General features: G+C 68.5%; 17 protein-coding genes. 4 read left to right on the top strand and 13 right to left on the bottom strand.

Annotation, left to right across the window (positions count from 1 at the left end):
- The first annotated feature begins 64 nt into the window (after positions 1-64).
- Positions 65-280: a hypothetical protein gene (locus tag EO141_RS06150; RefSeq protein WP_047127474.1), complete on the top strand. Its 216-nt coding sequence runs from the start codon at positions 65-67 to the stop codon at positions 278-280.
- A 259-nt stretch (positions 281-539) separates the two neighbouring features.
- On the opposite strand, the gene sppA is transcribed toward EO141_RS06150, so the two are convergent.
- From sppA to EO141_RS06130, 4 genes are all read right to left on the bottom strand, one after another.
- On the bottom strand, positions 540-2441 hold the full coding sequence (gene sppA / locus EO141_RS06145; RefSeq protein ID WP_104650047.1) for a signal peptide peptidase SppA: 1902 nt from the start codon (positions 2439-2441) through the stop codon (positions 540-542).
- A gap of 84 nt (positions 2442-2525) precedes the next feature.
- Complete coding sequence (locus EO141_RS06140; RefSeq protein WP_126946413.1) at positions 2526-3902, bottom strand: MATE family efflux transporter; 1377 nt, start codon at positions 3900-3902, stop codon at positions 2526-2528.
- Between the two features lie 388 nt (positions 3903-4290).
- Positions 4291-4881, bottom strand: coding sequence for a DUF3106 domain-containing protein (locus EO141_RS06135; protein ID WP_164739092.1), 591 nt, complete (start codon positions 4879-4881; stop codon positions 4291-4293).
- On the bottom strand, positions 4868-5911 hold the full coding sequence (locus tag EO141_RS06130) for a hypothetical protein (protein WP_127168748.1): 1044 nt from the start codon (positions 5909-5911) through the stop codon (positions 4868-4870). The genes EO141_RS06135 and EO141_RS06130 overlap by 14 nt, the downstream gene beginning before the upstream one ends.
- 469 nt (positions 5912-6380) lie before the next feature.
- Between EO141_RS06130 and EO141_RS06125 the strand changes: the two genes are divergently transcribed.
- Entirely contained in the window at positions 6381-8603 is a 2223-nt protein-coding gene (locus tag EO141_RS06125; RefSeq protein ID WP_127168747.1) for a primosomal protein N', read from the top strand.
- A 358-nt stretch (positions 8604-8961) separates the two neighbouring features.
- On the opposite strand, the gene EO141_RS06120 is transcribed toward EO141_RS06125, so the two are convergent.
- Genes EO141_RS06120 through EO141_RS06110 form a run of 3 tightly spaced genes read right to left on the bottom strand, consistent with a single transcriptional unit; the run spans position 8962 to position 10975 of the window.
- Positions 8962-9624 carry a glutathione S-transferase gene (locus EO141_RS06120; RefSeq protein WP_127168746.1) on the bottom strand — a complete coding sequence of 221 codons (663 nt, stop codon included), beginning with the start codon at positions 9622-9624 and terminating at the stop codon, positions 8962-8964.
- Positions 9621-10451, bottom strand: coding sequence for an NYN domain-containing protein (locus EO141_RS06115; RefSeq protein WP_164739091.1), 831 nt, complete (start codon positions 10449-10451; stop codon positions 9621-9623). Before EO141_RS06115 ends, EO141_RS06120 begins: the two co-directional genes overlap by 4 nt.
- Positions 10448-10975 (bottom strand): hypothetical protein, encoded by a 528-nt coding sequence (locus EO141_RS06110; protein WP_115677796.1) that lies wholly within the window; start codon positions 10973-10975, stop codon positions 10448-10450. The genes EO141_RS06115 and EO141_RS06110 overlap by 4 nt, the downstream gene beginning before the upstream one ends.
- 118 nt (positions 10976-11093) lie before the next feature.
- Between EO141_RS06110 and EO141_RS06105 the strand changes: the two genes are divergently transcribed.
- The gene (locus tag EO141_RS06105) at positions 11094-12386 is read left to right on the top strand and encodes an NAD(P)/FAD-dependent oxidoreductase (protein WP_115677795.1); all 1293 of its coding nucleotides are present in this window, start codon (positions 11094-11096) and stop codon (positions 12384-12386) included.
- Between the two features lie 52 nt (positions 12387-12438).
- On the top strand, positions 12439-13053 hold the full coding sequence (locus EO141_RS06100) for a trimeric intracellular cation channel family protein (RefSeq protein ID WP_104584094.1): 615 nt from the start codon (positions 12439-12441) through the stop codon (positions 13051-13053).
- Positions 13054-13190: 137 nt separating this feature from the next.
- Here the strand turns inward: EO141_RS06100 and rpoH are convergent, their stop codons facing one another.
- The 6 genes from rpoH to rhlB form a co-directional block, all read right to left on the bottom strand.
- Positions 13191-14066, bottom strand: coding sequence for an RNA polymerase sigma factor RpoH (rpoH, locus tag EO141_RS06095; RefSeq protein ID WP_024938885.1), 876 nt, complete (start codon positions 14064-14066; stop codon positions 13191-13193).
- Positions 14067-14265: 199 nt separating this feature from the next.
- Positions 14266-14991 carry a uracil-DNA glycosylase gene (gene ung / locus EO141_RS06090; protein ID WP_127168861.1) on the bottom strand — a complete coding sequence of 242 codons (726 nt, stop codon included), beginning with the start codon at positions 14989-14991 and terminating at the stop codon, positions 14266-14268.
- 5 nt (positions 14992-14996) lie between these two features.
- Entirely contained in the window at positions 14997-15839 is an 843-nt protein-coding gene (locus EO141_RS06085; RefSeq protein WP_164739090.1) for a response regulator, read from the bottom strand.
- 8 nt (positions 15840-15847) lie between these two features.
- Positions 15848-16798, bottom strand: coding sequence for a permease-like cell division protein FtsX (ftsX, locus tag EO141_RS06080; RefSeq protein WP_104584095.1), 951 nt, complete (start codon positions 16796-16798; stop codon positions 15848-15850).
- Entirely contained in the window at positions 16795-17481 is a 687-nt protein-coding gene (gene ftsE, locus EO141_RS06075; RefSeq protein WP_104584147.1) for a cell division ATP-binding protein FtsE, read from the bottom strand. Before ftsE ends, ftsX begins: the two co-directional genes overlap by 4 nt.
- Before the next feature lie 75 nt (positions 17482-17556).
- Positions 17557-19275: an ATP-dependent RNA helicase RhlB gene (gene rhlB / locus EO141_RS06070; protein ID WP_127168745.1), complete on the bottom strand. Its 1719-nt coding sequence runs from the start codon at positions 19273-19275 to the stop codon at positions 17557-17559.
- Positions 19276-19342 lie beyond the last annotated feature (67 nt).

Raw genomic sequence — 19342 nt, 5'->3', positions numbered from 1 at the left:
CGCAGTTGACGCGCAACGATGGCCCCGGCGTTAGGATACCGCCACCCCGAGCGAGGTCACGACGATGAAACGGCATTGGATTCTTGCGACCAGCCTGATGCTGCTGCTGGGCGCGTGTCAGCGACCGCAACCTGCGCCCACCGAGCAGAAGCCCGAGCCACAGGCCACCGCCCTGCGCGACCACATCCAGCAGCCGTTGAACAAGGCACATGCGGTGCAGGCAGCAAGCGACCAGGCCGCAGACGATCAACGCAAGGCGATCGACGCGGCCACGCAGTAACCGAAGCCTGCTGCCTGACACGCGCGCGTTTGTGTCCAGGCAGCAATGCACGCGCGCGCAGGCGATTGCGCGCCAGGCGAGCACTGCACCTGTGCGCACGGCCAACACGCATAAGTTCGCTCGACCGTGGCGCCATGCGTTGTGCCATCTGTCTTTTGCGTCGTTGGCGCGCCCGCATCGTGGCGTTGCCTGAGCGCTGACACGACAACGCCGGCACGTGGCCGGCGTTGTCGATCCCTCACGCTGGCATCGTGCCGCGTCAGAACCCGCAGAAGCAGTACGCCAGCGACTTGACCGGGGTGCCGCCCGCCTTGCTGTCGTGCACGGCGTCTTCGACGAAGCGCAGCTGCGTGTCCACTTCCGGCAGCGAGCGCGCCAGCAATGCACGTGCCATGCCCGAATCGCCCAGCATCCAGGCACCCATGCGGCTGCCGGCAAATCCGCTCATGAACTGCGAGAACGGCGTGGCCGGCTTTTCCACGTAGCGCACGCGGAACTTGCCGCGGCTCAGCTTGGCGCGGTTGGCCGCATCGGCCACCGCTTCGGACATGCCGCCGAACGCGTCCACCAGACCATGCTGCCTGGCCTGCGCACCGCTCCACACACGGCCGCGTGCGACCTTGTCGATGGCGTCCACCGACTGGTGGCGCGCCTGCGCCACCTTGCCGGTGAAGTCGGCGTAGCCCTTGTTGATCACCGCCTGGATCACCTGGCCGGCGGCCGGGTCCAGCGGACGGGTGATGTCGAAGGCGCCGGCAAACCGCGTGGTGCCCACGCCATCGGTGTGCACGCCGATCTTGTCCAGCGCGCGGGTCAGGTTGGGCACCATGCCGAAGATGCCGATCGAGCCGCTGATGGTCGACGGATCGGCATAGATGCGATCGGCGTTCATGCTGATCCAGTAGCCGCCCGAGGCGGCCAGATCGCCCATCGACACCACCACCGGCTTGCCGGACTGCTTGAGCGCGACCACCTCGCGGCGGATCTGCTCGGAGGCAAACACCTCGCCGCCGGGCGAATCCACGCGTAGCACCACCGCCTTGACCTCGTCGTCGTCGCGCGCCTGGCGCAGCAACGCGGCGGTGGACTCGCCACCGATGCGGCCGGCCGGCTGCTCGCCGCCGCTGATCTCGCCGGCGGCCACCACCACGGCCACCTGCGGGCGGCTGTCCATCGCCGAACGCTGCGCCTGCAGCTGGCTCAGATAGTCGTTGAAGCCGATGTTGCGGAAGCCGCTGTCGGCATCGCTGTCGGCCACGCCGCGCTTGGTCAGCAGCGCATCGACTTCCTCGCGGGTCTTGAGCCCGTCGACCAGCTTCTGCTGCAGCGCGAACTTGGCCAGGTCGCCACCGGCGGCGGTCACGCCCTCGGGCAGCGTGTCGATGCCGGCGCTCAGCTGCGCCGGGCTGAGCTTGCGCGCGGTGCCGACATCGGCCAGGTAGCGCTGCCAGACGTCGTTCATCCAGAACAGGTCCGCTTCCTTGGCGTCGGCCGACGCGGCATCGAGGATGTACGGCTCGGCGGCGGACTTGTACTCGCCCACACGGAACAGATGCACGTCCACGCCGAGCTTGTCCTGCAGGCCTTCGCGGAAGTACTGCCGGTAGCGGCCAAGTCCTTCCAGCAGCACGCTGCCCATCGGGTCGAGATAGACCTCGTTGGCCTGCGCGGCCAGCAGGTACTGGCCCTGGCTCATGCTCTCGCTGAAGGCGACGATCTGCTTGCCGGAGGTGCGCAGCTTCTGCAGCGCCGCGGCCACTTCACGCTGCGAGGCGAAACCGGCCGGCTGGAACTTGTCCAGATTCAACACCACCCGCTCGATCTTGCGGTCCTTGCCGGCCGCCTCGATCACCCGCACCAGATCGCGCAGCTGCACTTCCTCGGCGCTCTTGTCGCCGACCGCCTTGGCCAGCGAGCGGCTCACCGGATCGGCGCTGAATTGCTCGACCAGCGTGCCCTCGGGGTTGATCACCAGGGTGGTGCGCTCGGCCAGCGGCTTGGTGCCGTCGCCCCGCGCGATCGCCACCACGAACAGCAGCAGCATCAGGAACAGAAAACCGAAGAACACCAGGTTGAAGATCAGGCGCCGGGTGAAATTCATCACATCCCAAAGGCCGACGAAGAAACTGGCGATGGGACTGCGACGCACGGGGTGGTTCATGGAAAACTCCGTCGAAAGACGCTGCATGCAATTCAATGGTGTCCAGCATACCGGCTGCGTGGCGCGCGCGGCATGCGCTGGAAGTCAGGGGGTCGTGCCGGCAGTCAGTCGCCGGCTGGTCTGCCGGAAGCGCAAGCCCATCAGGACCGACGCCACGGTCAGGCCCAGGATCAGGCCGATCCACATGCCTTGCGGGCCCCAGCCCAGCCCCAGGCCGAGCCCGGCGCCGATCGGCATGCCGACACCCCAGTACGAGAACATCGCCAGGAACATCGGCACGCGGGTGTCCTTGAGCCCGCGCAGCGCGCCGCTGGACAGCACCTGGATGCCATCGGGAAACTGGAACGTGGCGGCAAACAGCAGCAGCACCGACGCCAGCGCCGCCACCGCCACGTCATCGGTATAGACGCTCACGATGGCATCGTGGCCCAGCAACAGCACGCTGGCCGACAAGGCCTGGGTGCCCAGCACGATGGCGTAGCCGGCCCAGGCCGCGCGCCGCATGCCGAGCGGATCGCCGCGCCCGACCGCATGCCCGACCCGCACGGTGGTGGCCTCGGCCACGCCCATCGGAATCATGAAACACAGCTGCGCGACGTTGATCGCAATCTGGTGCGCGGCCGCTTCGGTGGAGCCGAGCCGGCCAATCAACAGGGCGGTGACGATGAACAGGCCGCCCTCCATCAGTACGGTGATGCCGATCGGCAGACCGGTGCGCAACAGGTCGCCAATCGCGCGCCAGCGCGGCCCCTCGAGATGGGCGAACAACTGCAGATGCGCAAAGCGGTGCGAGCGCCACAGATACAGCGCAAACACGCTGGCCTGCACCCACATGGTGATCGCCGAGGCCATGCCCAGGCCTTGCGCACCATGCTCGGCGAAGCCGAATCTGCCATAGGTCAATGCATAGCCCAGCGGCGCCAGCACCAGCAGGCCGCCAAAGCCCAGCAGCATGGTCGGCAGGGTCCAGTGCATGCCCTCGCTGAGGTAGCGCATGCAGAAGTAGAACGTCAGCGCCGGCCCGCCCCAGCGCACCGCGTGCAGGAAGTCGGTCGCGCCCGGCACGATGTCCGGCGCAATCCCGAAGGTGGGCAGCAGCGGCGGCACCGCGCTCAGGAACGCGAACATCACCGCACCCAGTCCCAGCGACAGCCACAGGGCCTGGCGGAACAGCGGGCCGATCTCGTGCTCGCGGCCGGCACCGCGCAGCTGCGAGACCGAGGCGGTCAACGAGATCAGCGTGCCGATCGGCACCAGCATCGGCAGCCACAGCAGCGAGGTGCCGATGGTGACCGCCGCCAGCGTGGCGGTGCCGTGGTGGCCGGCGATGACGTTGTCGACAAACCCGATCAGGCCGGTGGAGACGTGGCCGAGCACCAGCGGCAATGCGAGCAGGCCGGTGGTGCGCACTTCCGCGGCGAAGCGCGGCGCCGCGGAGGTGGGTGCAGAAGAGACAGACATGAAAACCGATCACTGCGCGGACTACGGCCGTGCCGGGAGGCGCTGGCACCGGGTCGCGTGGGGCCGCTATCTTACCCGGACTTCCGGGATGGGCAGTTGGGTCGCCGGAATGACCACGCCAGGCCGGGAACACGCGGTGCGGCAGATGCGCCACGTCAGGCGGCCGTGATGGCTGGTCCCCGGGCCCGGATGCCTGGGGAACGAGCGGAGTCGATGTCCTGCGGCGTGACGATCGCCCCTGGGCAACTGCACTGCCGAAGACGGCAGCCCTGCATGCCCTCCACGCCGTGTCCGCCTCGGTGCGCGGCATCGAGGATGGACACCGGGCACGCGTGGAGACGGTGCCAGCGCGGGGGCTGGTGCACCGGCGCCGTCCCGCCGCTGCCGCTTAGCGCGCCAGCTGGCGCTTCAACCAGGCGCTGCGCGTTGCCGGTGCTTGCGCAAGCAGGGCGTCGCGCAGGGCATCGCGCTCCTGCGGCGGCGTGCGTTGTGCCAGCACCGCCAACTGCTCCAGCTGCCCGGCATCCAGGCTGCGCAGCGCCGCCAGCAACGTGTCGCGCTGCGCTGGTGGCACATAGCCGATCAAGGGCTGCAACTGCGGATAGAACGCGCCCAGCTGCGAGCCCAGGCGCCAGCCATCGCGATGCAGGCGATCCATCGCGGTGAACTGCGTGCGCAGCGCGCGCTGCTGGTCGTCGGGCAAGCCATGCAGACGCTCGCGTGCCTGCCGCACTACCACCCGGTCGGTGGCGGTGAGCCCCTTCCAGGCCGCATAGCGGGCGCGCAACTCGGACCGCTGCGCAGGCGTCAATGCGTCCCAGCGCGCGCGTTGCTGCGCGGCGCTCGGGGTTGCGGGCGTGGAGGCCGCGGGCGCCGGCGCGTGCGCGCTGCCTTCTTCCAACGGCGCCGGCAGGGTTTGCGCCACGGCCATGCCGACCGCGGCCAACGCCAGCAGGCCGCACCACTTAATTATCGGCATCGACGGTCTCCAGGGCGGCGGCGGCAGGCTGGGCAGTGGCGGCAGTGGCATGCGCGCCAGATTCGTCGGCCGGCACCGGATGCCCGGCCGCGTACCAGGCGTAGAAATCGGCCGAACGCGCCAGTTCCAGGTCCGGGTCGGCCAGCATCGCCTGGTCGCGCGGATCCAGGCCGGGGTTTGCCACCGCGTCCGGCAGGTCGGCGGCGGGAAGGTCTTCCACCAGCACCGGCGCGGCATCGGTGACGTGCAGCACGCCGGCCGGGGCCTGCGAGACCGGCTCGGGCGGCAGCGCCGGCCGGCGATGCGTCCACCACCAGCCCAGCGCCGCGAGCAGCAGCGCCAATGCCAGCACAGCCAGCACGATGCCGGCGTGGCGGCGGTCGATCCGCGGCCAGTGCCACTGGCGGGCAGGCCGGGCGCGCGGTGCGGCCGGGCGCCGCGCCTCGGCGGCGGCAGCCACGGGCGCGGCCGCGGCAGGCTGCAACGGCATGCCGGCCAGGGCCGACTCGCGCAGCTGTGCCAGCCGGCTCACCTGGGCCGGGCCGAGGTCGCGCAACTCCTGCTGCGCCGCCTCGGCGAGCACCCGCCAGGCCTGCGCGTCCGGGTTGCCGGCCGCATCGCGCGGGCAGGCGCGGGCCAGGGACTGCCGATAGGCCCCCACCTCGATGCCTTGCACCTCGCTGGCGGGTTCTTCTTCCAGCCCGGCCACGATACGCAGCAGGAGCGCCAGGCGGTCGGTGGTCTGCATCCGCCCCAGTGCGGTGAACGGAGGCAACCAGGTCCCCGGCATGGGCTCGCGTCGCAGCGGCGGGGCGGTTGCCAGCAGGCTCCAGAAGCGCATCGGCCAGCCGGCCATCGGGCGACCCGCCGCCTGGCTGCTGAACGCCCGCAACGCGGCCGCCAAGGCCCGCTCGGCCGCCGTGCCATCGCCACATTGCAGTTGTGCGAGCACCAGACCCCGGCGTTCGACACCGCGCAAAAACGCTGACAACGCGGCAGGGGTGACAGGGGCGTCGGGGACTACGGTCATGAGAACTCCAGCATCGGCCGGCATGATACCGACGCAATCGGCCCCCGCCGATGGCTTGACAGATCGACCTGGCTACGCTGCGCTCCGGTGCCGCCGACCGCCGTCATCGACGCGGGTTGTGCACAGCGGCAGACATGCCGATACGCAGGCGTCTGTCAACTGTTGATTTTTCTTTGTTGCATTCGTGTTTCACGCCTAAGTGATTGATCCTGATAGCTTTAAGCCGATTGGCTAAAAAATGTCCAACAGGTTGCAGAGGCTAGTGAATCCGCCTTCACAGCGTGGAGCACGAGACTAATTCACAGGCTTATCCACAGGCAGTGTGGATAAACCCGTTTCCTTAACCCTCACATAGGTTTACGTCGGATTTATCACTTCGGTCACACAAACACGTCGTAAGCCCGCGCATCGATCCGGCGCCATCGGCAGGCCCGTGCCGGGTACTGGACAGGGTCGGTAGACTGGCCGGATGTCTTCGACCGTCGCCACCCTGCGCGTCGCCTTGCCGGTGCCGCTGCCCCAACTGTTCGACTATCTGCCCCCGGCCGAGGCCCCACCGACCGACCCGGCGCGGGTCGGCTGCCGAGTGCGGGTGCCGTTCGGGCCACGCGAGCTGGTCGGGGTGGTGGTGGAGATCGGACAGTTGGCCTCCGCCGAGGGGCTGCGCGCGGCGCTGGCATGGTGCGACGACGCCCCGCTGCTGGTCGAGGAGCTGGCCCGTTCACTGCAATGGCTGGCGCGCTATACCCACGCACCGCTGGGCGAAGCCCAGTCCAGCGCCCTGCCCGGCCCGTTGCGCCGCGGCGAGCCGCTGGCCGAGACCCATGCCTGGGCCTGGCAACTGACCGAGGCCGGGCGCACCGGCGCCGCCAGCCTGCGCGCCGGCAGCCGCCCCGCCTTGCTGGCCGCCCTGCTGCTGCCCGGTGCGCTGGGCGAAGAACAGCTGGACCCGTTGCTGCCGCAATGGCGCGAGGCCGCACGCAGCCTGGCCAAACGCGACTATGCCGCGCGCGTGGCGGTGCCGGCCGACAGCATCCCGCCCCGCCCCGGCAGCGGCCCGCAGCTCAACGACGAACAACAGGCCGCCGCCGACGCCATCCGTGCGCAGCGCGGATTTGCCACCTATTTGCTCGACGGCGTCACCGGCAGCGGCAAGACCGAGGTCTACCTGCAGGCAATCGCCGACTGCCTGGCGGCCGGTCGCCAGGCGCTGGTGCTGGTGCCGGAGATTGGCCTGACCCCGCAGACGCTGGGCCGCTTCCGCGCCCGCCTGGGCGTGCCGGTGCACGCGCTGCATTCGGGGCTGTCCGATGGCGAGCGCGCGCGGGTGTGGGCGGCAGCCTGGCGCGGCGAAGCCAAGCTGATCGTCGGCACGCGCTCGGCGGTGTTCACCCCGCTGCCCAATGCCGGGCTGATCGTGATCGACGAAGAACACGACGGCAGCTACAAGCAGCAGGACGGCATCCGCTATCACGCCCGCGACTTCGCGCTGGTACGCGGCAAGGCGCTGGATGTGCCGGTGATCCTGGGCAGCGCCACGCCGTCGCTGGAAAGCCTGCATAACGCCTATTCCGGCCGCTATCAGCATCTGCGCCTGTCGCGCCGGGCCGGCGAGGCGCGTCCGCCACGCGTGCGCGTGCTCGACGTGCGCAAGCGCCCGCTCAAGGACGGCCTGTCGCCGGAAGTGCTGACCGGCATTGGCGCCACCCTGGCGCGCGGCGAGCAGGTGCTGGTGTTCAAGAACCGCCGCGGCTATGCGCCGGTGCTGCTATGCCACGACTGCGGCTGGACCGCCGCCTGCCAGCGCTGCAGCACGCCGCTGCACCAGACCCCGATGACCGTGCACGCCGGTGGCCGGCGCCTGCAATGCCACCACTGCGGCGCGCGCCAGCCCGCACCGCTGGCCTGCCCGGCCTGCGCCAGCCTGGCGCTGCAGCCGCAAGGCATCGGCACCGAGCGGCTGGAAGAACGCCTGACCGAGGCGTTCCCGGACTTTCCGGTGGTGCGCATCGACCGCAGCACCACCCAGCGCCGCGACGCGCTGGAAACCCAGCTGGCGCGCCTGGGCAGCGCCGCCGGCATCCTGGTCGGCACCCAGATCCTGGCCAAGGGCCACGACCTGCCACGGCTGACCATGGTGGTGGTGGTCGGCATCGACGAAGGCCTGTTCTCGGCCGACTTCCGTGCCGCCGAGAAACTCTCCCAGCAGTTGATCCAGGTGGCCGGACGCGCCGGACGCGCCGACCGTCCCGGCGAGGTCTGGCTGCAAACCCACCACCCCGAACATCCCTTGCTGCAGACCCTGGTCAACGGCGGCTACCACGCCTTTGCCGATGCCGAACTGCAGCAGCGCCAGGCTGCGGGATTTCCGCCATTCGCGCATCTGGCGCTGTTCCGCGCCGAAGCCAAGGATGTGGCAGCGGCCAACCAGTTCCTGCTGGCGGTGCGTGGCCTGACCACGGCGGATACCACCACGCAGTCGCCCGCGTTTGCCGCAGTGGAATGCTACGGCCCGATGCCGGCACCGATGCCGCGCCGCGCCGGTTTCCAGCGCACCCAGTTGCTGTTGTCCGCGCAACAGCGTTCGGCGCTGCATCGCCTGCTGGACGCGCAGTTGCCGGCGATCCATGCGCTACCGCAAGCGCGGCGCGTGCGCTGGTCGCTGGATGTGGATCCGATCGATCTGTACTAGTGACGGCATATCGCGCACCGCGCTGCCACCAGACTCACGTTCTAGCCAATGCGCCCACGCTCCGTAGGAGCGCACCCGGGCGCGACGGCGTTACCGGCAATGCCCTCGCGCCCAGGTGCGCTCCTACACACAACGCGAGGCCAGCAAGCCGCGCGGTGGGATCGTGCGTTGTAGGAGCGCACCCGGGCGCGACGCGGCGTTACCGGCAATGCCGTCGCGCCCAGGTGCGCTCCTACAGGCAACGTGAGCTGCCGGGACGCGCGGTGCACGGGGCCGACTGCCTTGCAGCAGCGTATGAGGTCGGCGGCACGCGTGCTGCCTGCCATGCACCACGCTGGCTTGCGCGCAGACCCGACACTCAGGTCAGCGCGGTCATCACACCACGCTGGTAGGCAGGCCGCATCTGCAAGCGCTGATACCACGCCTGCAGATGCGGCAGCGCGGGGCGCTCGATCGGCATTTCGAACCAGGCGTAGATGAAGCTGCCGAGCGGAATATCGCCCATCGCAAACTGCGCGCCGGACAGATACGGCTGCTGCGCCAGGGCCGCATCGGCGCGTGCCAGCAGTTCGCCCGAGCGCGTCAGCGCCGCGGCGATGCGCGCAGGATCACGCTCGGCCTCCGGTGTGCGCAGCACGCCCCAGAACAGGTCGCGAAACACGCCGGCAAACGTCGAGGTGGTCCAGTCCATCCAGCGATCGCCCAGCGCGCGTTCGGCCGGCGCCTGCGGATACAGGGCCGGCGCATATTGCGCGGCCAGGTAACGCACGATCGCGTTGGACTCCCACAGCACCAACTCGCCATCCTGCAGCGTCGGCACCAGGCCGTTGGGATTCAACGCGCGATAGGCGGGCGTGTCGTTATGACCAAACGCACCGCCGACTTCGATCGAGGTATACGACAGCCCGGCTTCTTCGGCGCACCACAGCACCTTGCGCACATTGCTGGAATTACGCCGCCCCCATAGCGTGATCGGGCCGTTGCCTGCAGCCGATGGCGTTGCAGCGTCAGCCATGGTCATTTCCCCGCTGCCGGCTTGGGCGTGGTGCGCGCCGGGCGCTTTGTGGAAGTCGCCTGCGTGGCGAGAGCGGCCGCTGGCTGCGCTGTTTTCGCCCGCCCGCCCTTGGGCGCATCGCGCACCCACAGGGCCTGCTCGTCCTGCTTGATGTCGAACAGGCCGATCGCGCGCACCAGGTCGCTGAGCTTGCGATAGCCGTAGTTGCGTGGGTCGAACGAGGCCTGGTTGGCCACCTGCTTGCCCACCGCACCCAGATGCGCCCAGCCATCGTCTTCACAGGCACTGTCGATCGCATTGCGCAGCATCTGCACCAGCCGGGTGTCGCCGCGCAGCGCGGTGGCGTCCTTGCGGCCGGCGGCGGTGTCGCTGGCCGCTGCCGCCTGCTCGCCCAGCGCTTCGACATAGGTGAACTTGGAACAGGCATTGACGAACGGCGCCGGGGTTTTCTTTTCGCCGAAGCCATACACCTTCATGCCATCGGTGAGCAGCCGCATCACCAGCGGAGTGAAGTCCGCATCGCTGGAGACGATCGCAAAGCCATCCAGGTTGCGCGCATACAACAGGTCCATCGCATCGATCACCATCGCCATGTCCGAGGCGTTCTTGCCCGAGCTGTAGGCAAATTGCTGGATCGGCCGGATCGCATATTCGTGTAGCGCCGCTTCCCAGTTCTTCAGGTGCGGGCTCTTCCAGTTGCCGTAGGCGCGGCGCACGTTGGCCACGCCATAGCGCGCCACTTCGGCCAGCACCACGTCGATCTTGCCGGCCGGCGCGTTGTCGGCATCGATCAGCAGGGCGATGCGTTTGTCGGGATTGTCGATCATGGTCATTCCTCGAAGGTGTCGGCAGAGTCGGTGTCGCTGGCGGTGTCGCTTGCGTCGTCCGTTCCGGTGGCGTCGGCATCGGCCGATGGCAGCGTGTATTGGCTGCCATCGTGCATGGTCAGCACGCCATCGCTCAGGATCTCGCGCTCGGCCCCGCCGCTGACCCAGGTGGCATGCACGCGGCCGCGGCCGCGATCGCCTTCCACGGTGAACACGAAATCGTCGGCGCCCGGCGCCAGACCGGTGCGCACCAGATCCACCCGCATCGTGTGGATCCGGCCGATCTGTTCCTGCACCACCGCATCGTCCTGCAGTGCGGCGCGTGCCTGATCGGCGAACAGCGACCAGCCGAAGACGATCAGCCAGCCCAGCGCGCCCAGCACCACCATGCCGAACAGCACCACGCAGGCCCCCAGCCCGATCAGCCCGATCGTGACGCCACTGACCTGCTTTCCGGGCGTCCGCGCGGCAGCCGCTGCCATCGCGGGCGAAGAAGGTGGTGGTGGCAACGGTGGGGGCAATGCCGGCATGCGGTCACCAGGTCGATGAGATGCGACATGATGCCGCAGGCGGGACGCCTTCAGGCGTCATGTTCATTGCCGATGCGGCATGCTGATGCGCCCGCGTCGCATTCCATCAGACCTGACGATGACTACTTCCCCCTCCCAAGCTCCGCTGCACCTGGTGGTGGTCGGTGGCGGTTTTGCCGGCTTATGGGCCACCCGCGCGCTCGACGATCCTGGCATCCGCATCACCCTGATCGACCGCCAGAACCACCATTTGTTCCAGCCGCTGTTGTATCAGGTCGCCACCGCCGGCCTGTCGGCACCGGATATTGCCGCGCCGCTGCGCCACATCCTGCGCGAACAGCGCAACGTCGAGGTGCTGCTCGGCGACGTTGCCGAAATCGCACCGGCCCGCCGCGAAGTGGTGCTCGCCGATGGCAACGCGCTCGGCTACGACATGCTGCTGCTGGCTACCGGCGCCACCCATGCCTACTTCGGCAACGATCAATGGGCCGAGCACGCGCCCGGCCTGAAGACGCTGTACGACGCGCTGGTGTTGCGGCGCAAGTTGCTGCTCGCCTTCGAGCGTGCCGAAGCCGAATCCGACCCGGCCGCACGTGCGGCCTGGCTGAGTTTTGCCGTGGTCGGCGGCGGCCCGACCGGCGTCGAGCTGGCCGGCACGCTGGCCGAAATCGCCCGCCACACGCTCAAGAACGAGTTCCGCCATATCGACCCGCAACAGGCGCGCGTGCGCCTGGTCGAAGCCGGCCCACGCGTGCTGCCCTCGTTCCCGGACGATCTCACCGCCAAGGCGCGCAAGCAGCTCGAGCGCCTGGGGGTGGAAGTGCACACCGGCACGCCGGTCACCCATATCGATGCGCTGGGCTACCAGTTGGGCGACACCTTCGTGCCTGCCCGCACGGTGGTGTGGGCCGCCGGCGTGGCCGCATCGCCGCTGGCGCGCACGCTCGGCGTGCCGCTGGACCGCGCCGGCCGCGTGCTGGTGCAGCCGGACCTGAGCGTGCCCGGCCACCCGGAGATCTTTGTCGGCGGCGATCTGGCCGCGGTCCAGCAGGACGGCCGTCCGGTGCCGGGCGTGGCACCGGCGGCAAAGCAGATGGGCAAGCACATCGCCAAGGCGATCCGCGCCCGCCATCGCGGCCAGCCTGCACCGGCCTTCCGCTATCAGGACTACGGCAACCTGGCCACGATCGGCCGCATGGCCGCCATCGTGCATGTCGGCAAGCTCAAGCTCTCCGGCATCGTGGCCTGGTGGTTCTGGCTGGCCGCGCATGTGTACTTCCTGATCGGCTTCCGCAACCGCTTCGTGGTGCTGGTGAACTGGGCGATGGCGTACTGGAGCTACCAGCGTGCCGCGCGCATCATCTTCGGCGGCGCCACCGACGACCCGCCGCCCAGCAGCAAGGACGGATGACAGCGCCACGGGCCGTACGCGATGCTGTGCGGCCTGATGCGACGGTCTGATCGTGGCCACTCTCCTGTTCCTGCTGGATCTGCTCGGTACCTTCGTGTTCGCCCTCAGCGGCGCCACCGTGGCGGTGCGCAATCGCCTGGATCTGTTCGGCGTGCTGGTGCTGTCGTGCGCGGCGGCGGTGTCCGGCGGCATCGTGCGCGATGTGCTGATCGGCGCCACCCCGCCAGCGGCGCTGGTGCATCCGCAGTATCTGCTGGTCGCCTGCCTGGCCGGCGTGGCCGGGTTCTACTGGCATGCGGCGGTGGAACGGCTGCGCAACCCGGTGCAGCTGTTCGACGCGGCCGGGCTGGCGCTGTTTGCGGTCTACGGCACCAGCAAGGCGCTCGACTACCAGCTCAGCCCGCTCAGCGCGACCTTGCTCGGCATGCTCAGCGGCATCGGCGGCGGCATCGCCCGCGACCTGCTGGTGGCGCGGACCCCGGTGGTGCTGCAGGCCGAGCTGTACGCCGTCGCCGCGCTGGCCGGTGGCGGCCTGGTCGCAATCGGGCACGTGCTTGAGGTGCCGCAGGCCTGGTCGCTGGCGACCGGCGCGCTGGTCTGTTTCGGGCTGCGTTTCATGGCCATCCGCTACGGCTGGCACCTGCCGGTGGCGCGCCTGCCGGAATAGCGCGGGCGGCCGCAGTGCGTGGTCGATCAGCAGTGGATAGCCCAGCGTCTTCGCACGCGACGTATCGCCAGCACTACACATGCAAACGGCCCGGAAGACCGGGCCGTTTGTGCAACACCTGGGGCATGATCGAAGGATCAGGCCACGAACAGTGCCTTCATCTTCTTCAGCGCATTCGCCTCGATCTGGCGGATACGCTCGGCCGACACGCCATACTCGTCGGCCAGCTCCTGCAGCGTCACCTTGGAGTCGGAATCCAGCCAGCGACGCTTGACGATGTCGCGCGAGCGCGTGTCCAGACCGGCCATGCCTTCGCGCAGCAACTGCAGCTGATTGTCTTCGCTGTCGTGACGCTCATAGGCCTGCGACGGATCTTCGTCGTTGGCCACCAGGTAGCTCACCGGCGACGGCGGGCCGTGATCGTCGTCTTCGTCGGACGAGGCATCGAAGCCGATATCGCGACCGGACAGACGCGACTCCATCTCCATCACTTCGCGTTCGGAGACGTTCAGGTCCTTGGCAACGGCCGTCACTTCCGAGGCATTGAGCCAGCCCAGGCGGGTCTTGGACTTGCGCAGGTTGAAGAACAGCTTGCGCTGCGCCTTGGTCGTGGCGACCTTGACGATGCGCCAGTTCTTCAGGATGAACTCGTGCATTTCGGCACGGATCCAGTGCACTGCGAAGCTGACCAGGCGCACGCCCATTTCCGGGTCGAAGCGCTTGACCGCCTTCATCAGGCCGATATTGCCTTCCTGGATCAGGTCGCCCAGCGGCAGGCCGTAGCCGTTGTAGCCGCGAGCGACGTGCACCACGAAGCGCAGGTGGGAATGGACCAGTTCGCGCGCGGCATCCAGATCCAGCTCGTCACGGAAGCGACGGGCAAGATTCTGTTCCTCATCGACCGACAGCACCGGGATCTGGTGCACGGCACCGATGTAGGCGTCCAGCGAACCGAGCGCACTGGGAATCGGGAGATTGTTTGCCACAAGGGCAGTCGAGGTAATCTGGTTCATAGGGCACCATCTTAGCAGTCGAACTATTGGACTGCCGGGTACAGGAAGAGTTCCCAGCGTTCCATTTATAGGACGTTCGGGCTTTTGGCATCACCGTCGTTCTACGGCGCAGTTTCCGAATTCTGGCCCCTACGCTACCACCGCCGCCCTGCGCAGACCGTGACAACCACGTCGCGAAATGCAACGGCGCCAGCGCCGTTCAGCCGCTGGCCGAAGTGGTGTCCAGCGTGTTGCGCGGCGGCAGCGACCAGTCGATCTGGCCCAGCCCGCGGCGCTGCAGGTGTTCGTTGGTCTTGGAAAAGTGCTGGCAGCCCAGAAAGCCGCGATGCGCCGACAACGGCGACGGATGCGGGGCCTTGAACACGCGATGGCGCGCCTGGTCGATGACCTTGCCCTTGGACTGCGCATAGCTGCCCCAGAGCAGGAACACCAGGCCTTCGCGCTCGCGGTTGAGGGTTTCCACGACATGGTCGGTAAAGCCTTCCCAGCCCTTGTTCTGGTGCGCGCCGGCCCGGCCCTGCTCCACCGTCAGCACCGCATTGAGCAGCAGCACGCCCTGGCGCGCCCACGGCATCAGATAGCCATGGTCCGGCCGCGCAATCCCCAGGTCGTCCTGGATCTCCTTGTAGATGTTGAGCAGCGACGGCGGCACCGGCACGCCGGGCAGCACCGAAAAACACAGCCCATGCGCCTGGCCTTCGCCGTGATACGGGTCCTGGCCCAGGATCACCACCTTGACCTGCTCGAACGGGGTGGCGTCGAAGGCGGCAAAGATCTGCGGACCCGGCGGGAACACCCGCGCCCCGGCCGCCTTGCGCTGGCGCAGGAATGCAGACAGCGCCTGCATCTCCGGGCGCAGCAGCCAATCGCCCACCCGCGCCTTCCATGACGGTTCCAGCTGGATACGCGCTTCCACTTCAGCCACTTCGGTCATAGCGTGACGGCCTGGTCCTCGAGCCGTGCCAGGCGCAGCTGGAACAGCACCTTGGTCACCAGCAGACGTTCTTCGATGGGTTTTTGCACCAGATCGTTGGCGCCGGCGCGCAGCAGTTCGGACTGGTTGCGCGGATTGGTGTCGCCGGTCATCACCAGCACCGGCAGGCGGCGCTTGCCGTAGGCGAAATCGATGCGGATGCGCTCGACCACGTCACGGCCGTTGAGCTCGCCCTTCAGGGTGACGTCGGTCAGCACCACGTCGATGCGGCGTTCGGTGCGGCCCAGCGATTCGGCGGTCAGCAGCGCAAAGGCGTCCTCGGCGGTGAGTACGTGGATGACCTTCAGGCTCTGCCGCTCGAGCATGCGCTTGGTCGCCTCGGCCACCACACGGCTGTCCTCGATGTACAGCACGGTCGCGCCGACCACCGGCTCGGGCTGCACATAGCCGCGGATGAAGGTCGCCAGGGCTTCGTGGCCCAGCGCCTTGTCGAAGTAGTCGGTGACGTACTCGGTGAAGCGACGCTCCACCAGATGCTGCTGCGCGTCGCCGGAGACCACGATCACCGGCACATAGGCCTGGCCGGCCGCCTCGCGCACGCTGCGCGCCAGCGTCAGGCCGTCACCGTCGGGCAGCGACAGCGAAGTGGTGACCAGATCCACCGCACCGGCTTCCAGCGCCTGGCGCGCTTCGGCGATGCTGGAGCAGCCGATCACCTGCACGTTGGGCAGATCCCGCTGCAGCACATCGGCGATCAGCTTGCGCACCAGCTTGGAGCCATCGACCACCATCACGCGCGGCGCGTCGCTGATCAGATGCTTGAGATCTGGTGGATGCATGGCAGGCCTCAGGTCTCGGTGGGACGGGTCTGGCGAAGGAAGTGGCCGGTCACCAGCCAGGCGCCCAGCCAGCCCAGGACCAGGGTGCCGACCAGCACCATCGCAGAATGCAGCAGATCCAGCCCGTGCAGGGTAAAGGAGCTGCCGTAACTGTCGGCCAGGCTCGCCAACGGCGCGCGCAGCGCCAGCCCGGAGGCGGCGATCAGTGCCAGCGCCACGGCGCCGGCACCGAGCCCGTACCAGGCACCCAGATACAGGAACGGGCGCCGGATGAAGCCATCGCTGGCGCCCAGCAACTGCAGCACGCCGATTTCCTCGCGCCGCGACTGGATATCCAGACGCACCGTATTGCCGACCACCAGCACCGCGCCGATCCCCAGCAGTGCCGACAGCACCTGCACCAGCCGCTCGCCGAAATGCAGCCAGCCATCCAGGCGCTTGCGCCACAGCGCGTCGTGCTGCACCTGATCGGCCTGCGGCAAGGCCTGCAGCGCGCCGGCCAGTTGCGCATCGTCGGCCGTCTCGGTGGGCGTGACGATCAACAGCGTGGGCAGCGGGTTGTCGCCGAGTGCGTCGATCGCCTCGTCGAGCTTGGCGCTCTCGCGCAGCTCGGCCAGCCCCTGCGCCGGCGTGCGCAACGTGACCTGGGCAACGTCCGGGCGGCCACGCAGTTCACCGGCCAGCGCCTGCGCGGCCTCGGCACCGATCTCGACCTTCAGGAACAGATTGATCTCGCGCGACTGCTGCACGCTGCCTGCCAGCAACTTGACGTTGTCCAGCGCGATCGACAACCCCAGCGGCAAGGCCAGCGCCAGCGCCATCACCACGATGGTCAGCAAGGTGGCCCAGGGCTTGCGCATGGCCCGCCCCAGGCTGAAGGCGATGCTGTGCAGATGGTGGTCGATCCATACGCCGAACCGCGAGGGGGCGACGGCTTCGGTATTGGCGGGCTTGCTCATTCGGCCAGATCCTGCGGCGAGATGTCGTCGACCAGCCGGCCGTGGTCCAGGATCAGCACGCGCTTGCGCATCTGCTTGAGCAGGGCCAGGTCGTGACTGACCACCAGCACGCTGGTACCGCGTGCCGGCAGCTCGGCGAACAACTGCATGATTTCGGCAGCCAGTGCCGGGTCGAGATTGCCGGTGGGCTCATCGGCCACCAGCAGGCGCGGCTCGCCGACGATGGCGCGGGCAATGCCCACGCGTTGCTGCTCGCCGGCCGACAACTGCGACGGCAGCGCCTTCTCGCGATGGGCCAGCCCGATCCGCTCCAACGCCGAACGCACGCGCTTGCCGATCTCGGCACGGCGGGTGCCGCGCAGGATCAACGGCAAGGCCACGTTCTCGGCGATGCTGCGGTCGTTGAGCAGGCGATGGTCCTGGTAGACCGCACCCACCTGACGACGATGCAGCGGAATCTGCCGGCCGCGCACCTTGAGCAGGTTGCGCTCGCCCAGCAGCACCGTGCCCTGGCTGGGCCGCTCGCTGAGATGGATCAATTTGAGCAGGGTACTTTTGCCAGCGCCGGAGTGGCCGGTCACGAACAGCATCTCGCCATCGGCCACTTCGAAGCTGACATCGGTCAGCGCCTGGTGGCCACCGGCGTAGTGCTTGCTGACGTTGTCGAAACGCAGAACGGTCATCCAGCGATTATGCCGGAGCGCCAGCGCTTGCGTCGCATCGCCGGAGCCCGGCGATGCGATTGGCAATGCGTGCGATCAGCTGCCCGAGACCAGCGAACGCAGGCGACGACCGATACGGCTCAGCAGCGACGGGCTGCCGGACGGCTTGGCCGCGCTGCGCACCGGCTTGGCGACCACCTGGGTGGGCTTGCGCGGTGCGGCAGGTGCGGCGACCGGCGTGGAGGCCACTGCCGGCTCGGCCCCTTCGACCGGGCGGCCGTTGCGGCGACGACGACGCTTGCGCGGTGCGCGCTCGGCATCGGCCACGATGGTGGACGGTGCCTCGACCGACGCGGCGGCAACCACCGGTGTTTCGCCCGGCGCGGCCACTGCCGGGGCTTCGCCCTCCACCCGCGGCTTGCGACGCGGACGCGGCTTGCCATCGGCACTGCCGCCATCGCGACGACCGCCGCCACTGCCGCTGCGCGATGCACCGCCCGGGCCGCTGCGACCACCGCCGCGACGCTGCTCTTCGGCGGCCCGCTGCTCGCGCGCCTCGCGGAAGATCGTACCCACGCTGTCGCCAGCGTCGTCATCGGCCTCCTCGCCTTCCACCGGCGCGCGCGGGGTGCGCGGCAGCGGCGTCAGCAGCTCGGCGGTCACCGGCTCGACCGGGATCTTCTGCTCGATATAGGCCTCGATGTCCGGCAGGCTCATCGCATAGCGCTCGCAGGCGAAGCTGATTGCATCGCCTTCTTCGCCCAGCCGCGCGGTGCGGCCGATGCGGTGCACGTAATCTTCCGCATCGAACGGCAGGTCGTAGTTGTAGACGTACTTGACGCCGTCGATGTGCAGGCCGCGCGCGGCCACATCGGTGGCGACCAGGATTTCGAGCTGGCCCTTCTGGAAGCGGTTGAGCAGCGACTCGCGCTTCTTCTGCGGCACATCGCCGGACAGCACGCCGACCCGGTAGCCATGCCGCTCCAGCGTGCGCGCCACGCGCTCGACGAACGCCTTGGTATTGACGAACACCATGGTGCGCGCGCCTTCGCTACGCGACAGCAAGCCCAGCAGCAAGGTCTGCTTTTCTTCGTCGGACGGGAAATAGATGCGCTGGCGCACCCGTGCGGCGGTGATGGTCTCGGTTTCGACCACCAGCTTTTCCGGCTCGTTCATGTGCTCGTAGGCGAGCTCGAGCACGCGATGGCTGAGCGTGGCCGAGAACAGCAGGGTCTGCCGGGTGCCGCGCTCGGGCATGCGCCGCAGCAGGAAGCGGATGTCCTTGATGAAGCCCAGGTCGAACATGCGGTCGGCTTCGTCCAGCACGCAGATCTCGCAGGCGTGCAGCGAGACCACCTTGTGCTGCTTGACGTAGTCGATCAGCCGGCCCGGGGTGGCGATGATCACGTCCACGCCCTGCTGCAGCAGCTCGCGCTGCTTGTCGTAGTCCACTCCGCCGTAGACCAGTGCAAAGCGCAGGCCCAGGTCGGCACCGAACTTGACCGCATCCTTGTGGATCTGGATCGCCAGCTCGCGGGTGGGCGCCAGGATCAGCGCGCGCGGGTCTTCCGGCTTGCGGTCGGCCAGCGCCGGGCGGATCAGCAGGCGGTTCATCACTGCCACCAGGAATGCCAGGGTCTTGCCGGTGCCGGTCTGGGCCTGGCCGGCGACATCGCCGCCCGGCAGCGCGACCGGCAGGGTCAGCGCCTGGATCGGGGTACAGCGGGTGAACCCGGCGCTCTCCAGCCCGGTGATCAGCGCCGGATGCAGGTCGAACGTGGAAAAAGTCAAATCGGTCAGCGGTTTGTCGCTCATTATTCCGTCTTCGTGAGGCGCCCTGGGCAGCCCGGGCGCGGCTTGCATCGATGCCGACAGCGTCGCA

Source organism: Xanthomonas sp. BRIP62415 (assembly GCF_003993515.1).
Taxonomy (GTDB): Bacteria; Pseudomonadota; Gammaproteobacteria; order Xanthomonadales; family Xanthomonadaceae; genus Xanthomonas; species Xanthomonas euroxanthea.
Note: the sequence above shows the minus strand (reverse complement) of the source record. Positions and strands in the feature narration are given on the sequence as shown.

Coding starts and splice junctions, on each gene's coding strand:
- sppA (WP_104650047.1), bottom strand. CDS start 2,441: ATGAACCACCCCGTGCGTCGCAGTCCCATCGCCAGTTTCTTCGTCGGC.
- EO141_RS06085 (WP_164739090.1), bottom strand. CDS start 15,839: ATGCATCCACCAGATCTCAAGCATCTGATCAGCGACGCGCCGCGCGTG.
- EO141_RS06125 (WP_127168747.1), top strand. CDS start 6,381: ATGTCTTCGACCGTCGCCACCCTGCGCGTCGCCTTGCCGGTGCCGCTG.
- ftsX (WP_104584095.1), bottom strand. CDS start 16,798: ATGAGCAAGCCCGCCAATACCGAAGCCGTCGCCCCCTCGCGGTTCGGC.
- EO141_RS06115 (WP_164739091.1), bottom strand. CDS start 10,451: ATGACCATGATCGACAATCCCGACAAACGCATCGCCCTGCTGATCGAT.
- rpoH (WP_024938885.1), bottom strand. CDS start 14,066: ATGAACCAGATTACCTCGACTGCCCTTGTGGCAAACAATCTCCCGATT.
- EO141_RS06110 (WP_115677796.1), bottom strand. CDS start 10,975: ATGCCGGCATTGCCCCCACCGTTGCCACCACCACCTTCTTCGCCCGCG.
- EO141_RS06105 (WP_115677795.1), top strand. CDS start 11,094: ATGACTACTTCCCCCTCCCAAGCTCCGCTGCACCTGGTGGTGGTCGGT.
- ftsE (WP_104584147.1), bottom strand. CDS start 17,481: ATGACCGTTCTGCGTTTCGACAACGTCAGCAAGCACTACGCCGGTGGC.
- EO141_RS06120 (WP_127168746.1), bottom strand. CDS start 9,624: ATGACCATGGCTGACGCTGCAACGCCATCGGCTGCAGGCAACGGCCCG.
- EO141_RS06130 (WP_127168748.1), bottom strand. CDS start 5,911: ATGACCGTAGTCCCCGACGCCCCTGTCACCCCTGCCGCGTTGTCAGCG.
- EO141_RS06135 (WP_164739092.1), bottom strand. CDS start 4,881: ATGCCGATAATTAAGTGGTGCGGCCTGCTGGCGTTGGCCGCGGTCGGC.
- EO141_RS06150 (WP_047127474.1), top strand. CDS start 65: ATGAAACGGCATTGGATTCTTGCGACCAGCCTGATGCTGCTGCTGGGC.
- EO141_RS06140 (WP_126946413.1), bottom strand. CDS start 3,902: ATGTCTGTCTCTTCTGCACCCACCTCCGCGGCGCCGCGCTTCGCCGCG.
- rhlB (WP_127168745.1), bottom strand. CDS start 19,275: ATGAGCGACAAACCGCTGACCGATTTGACTTTTTCCACGTTCGACCTG.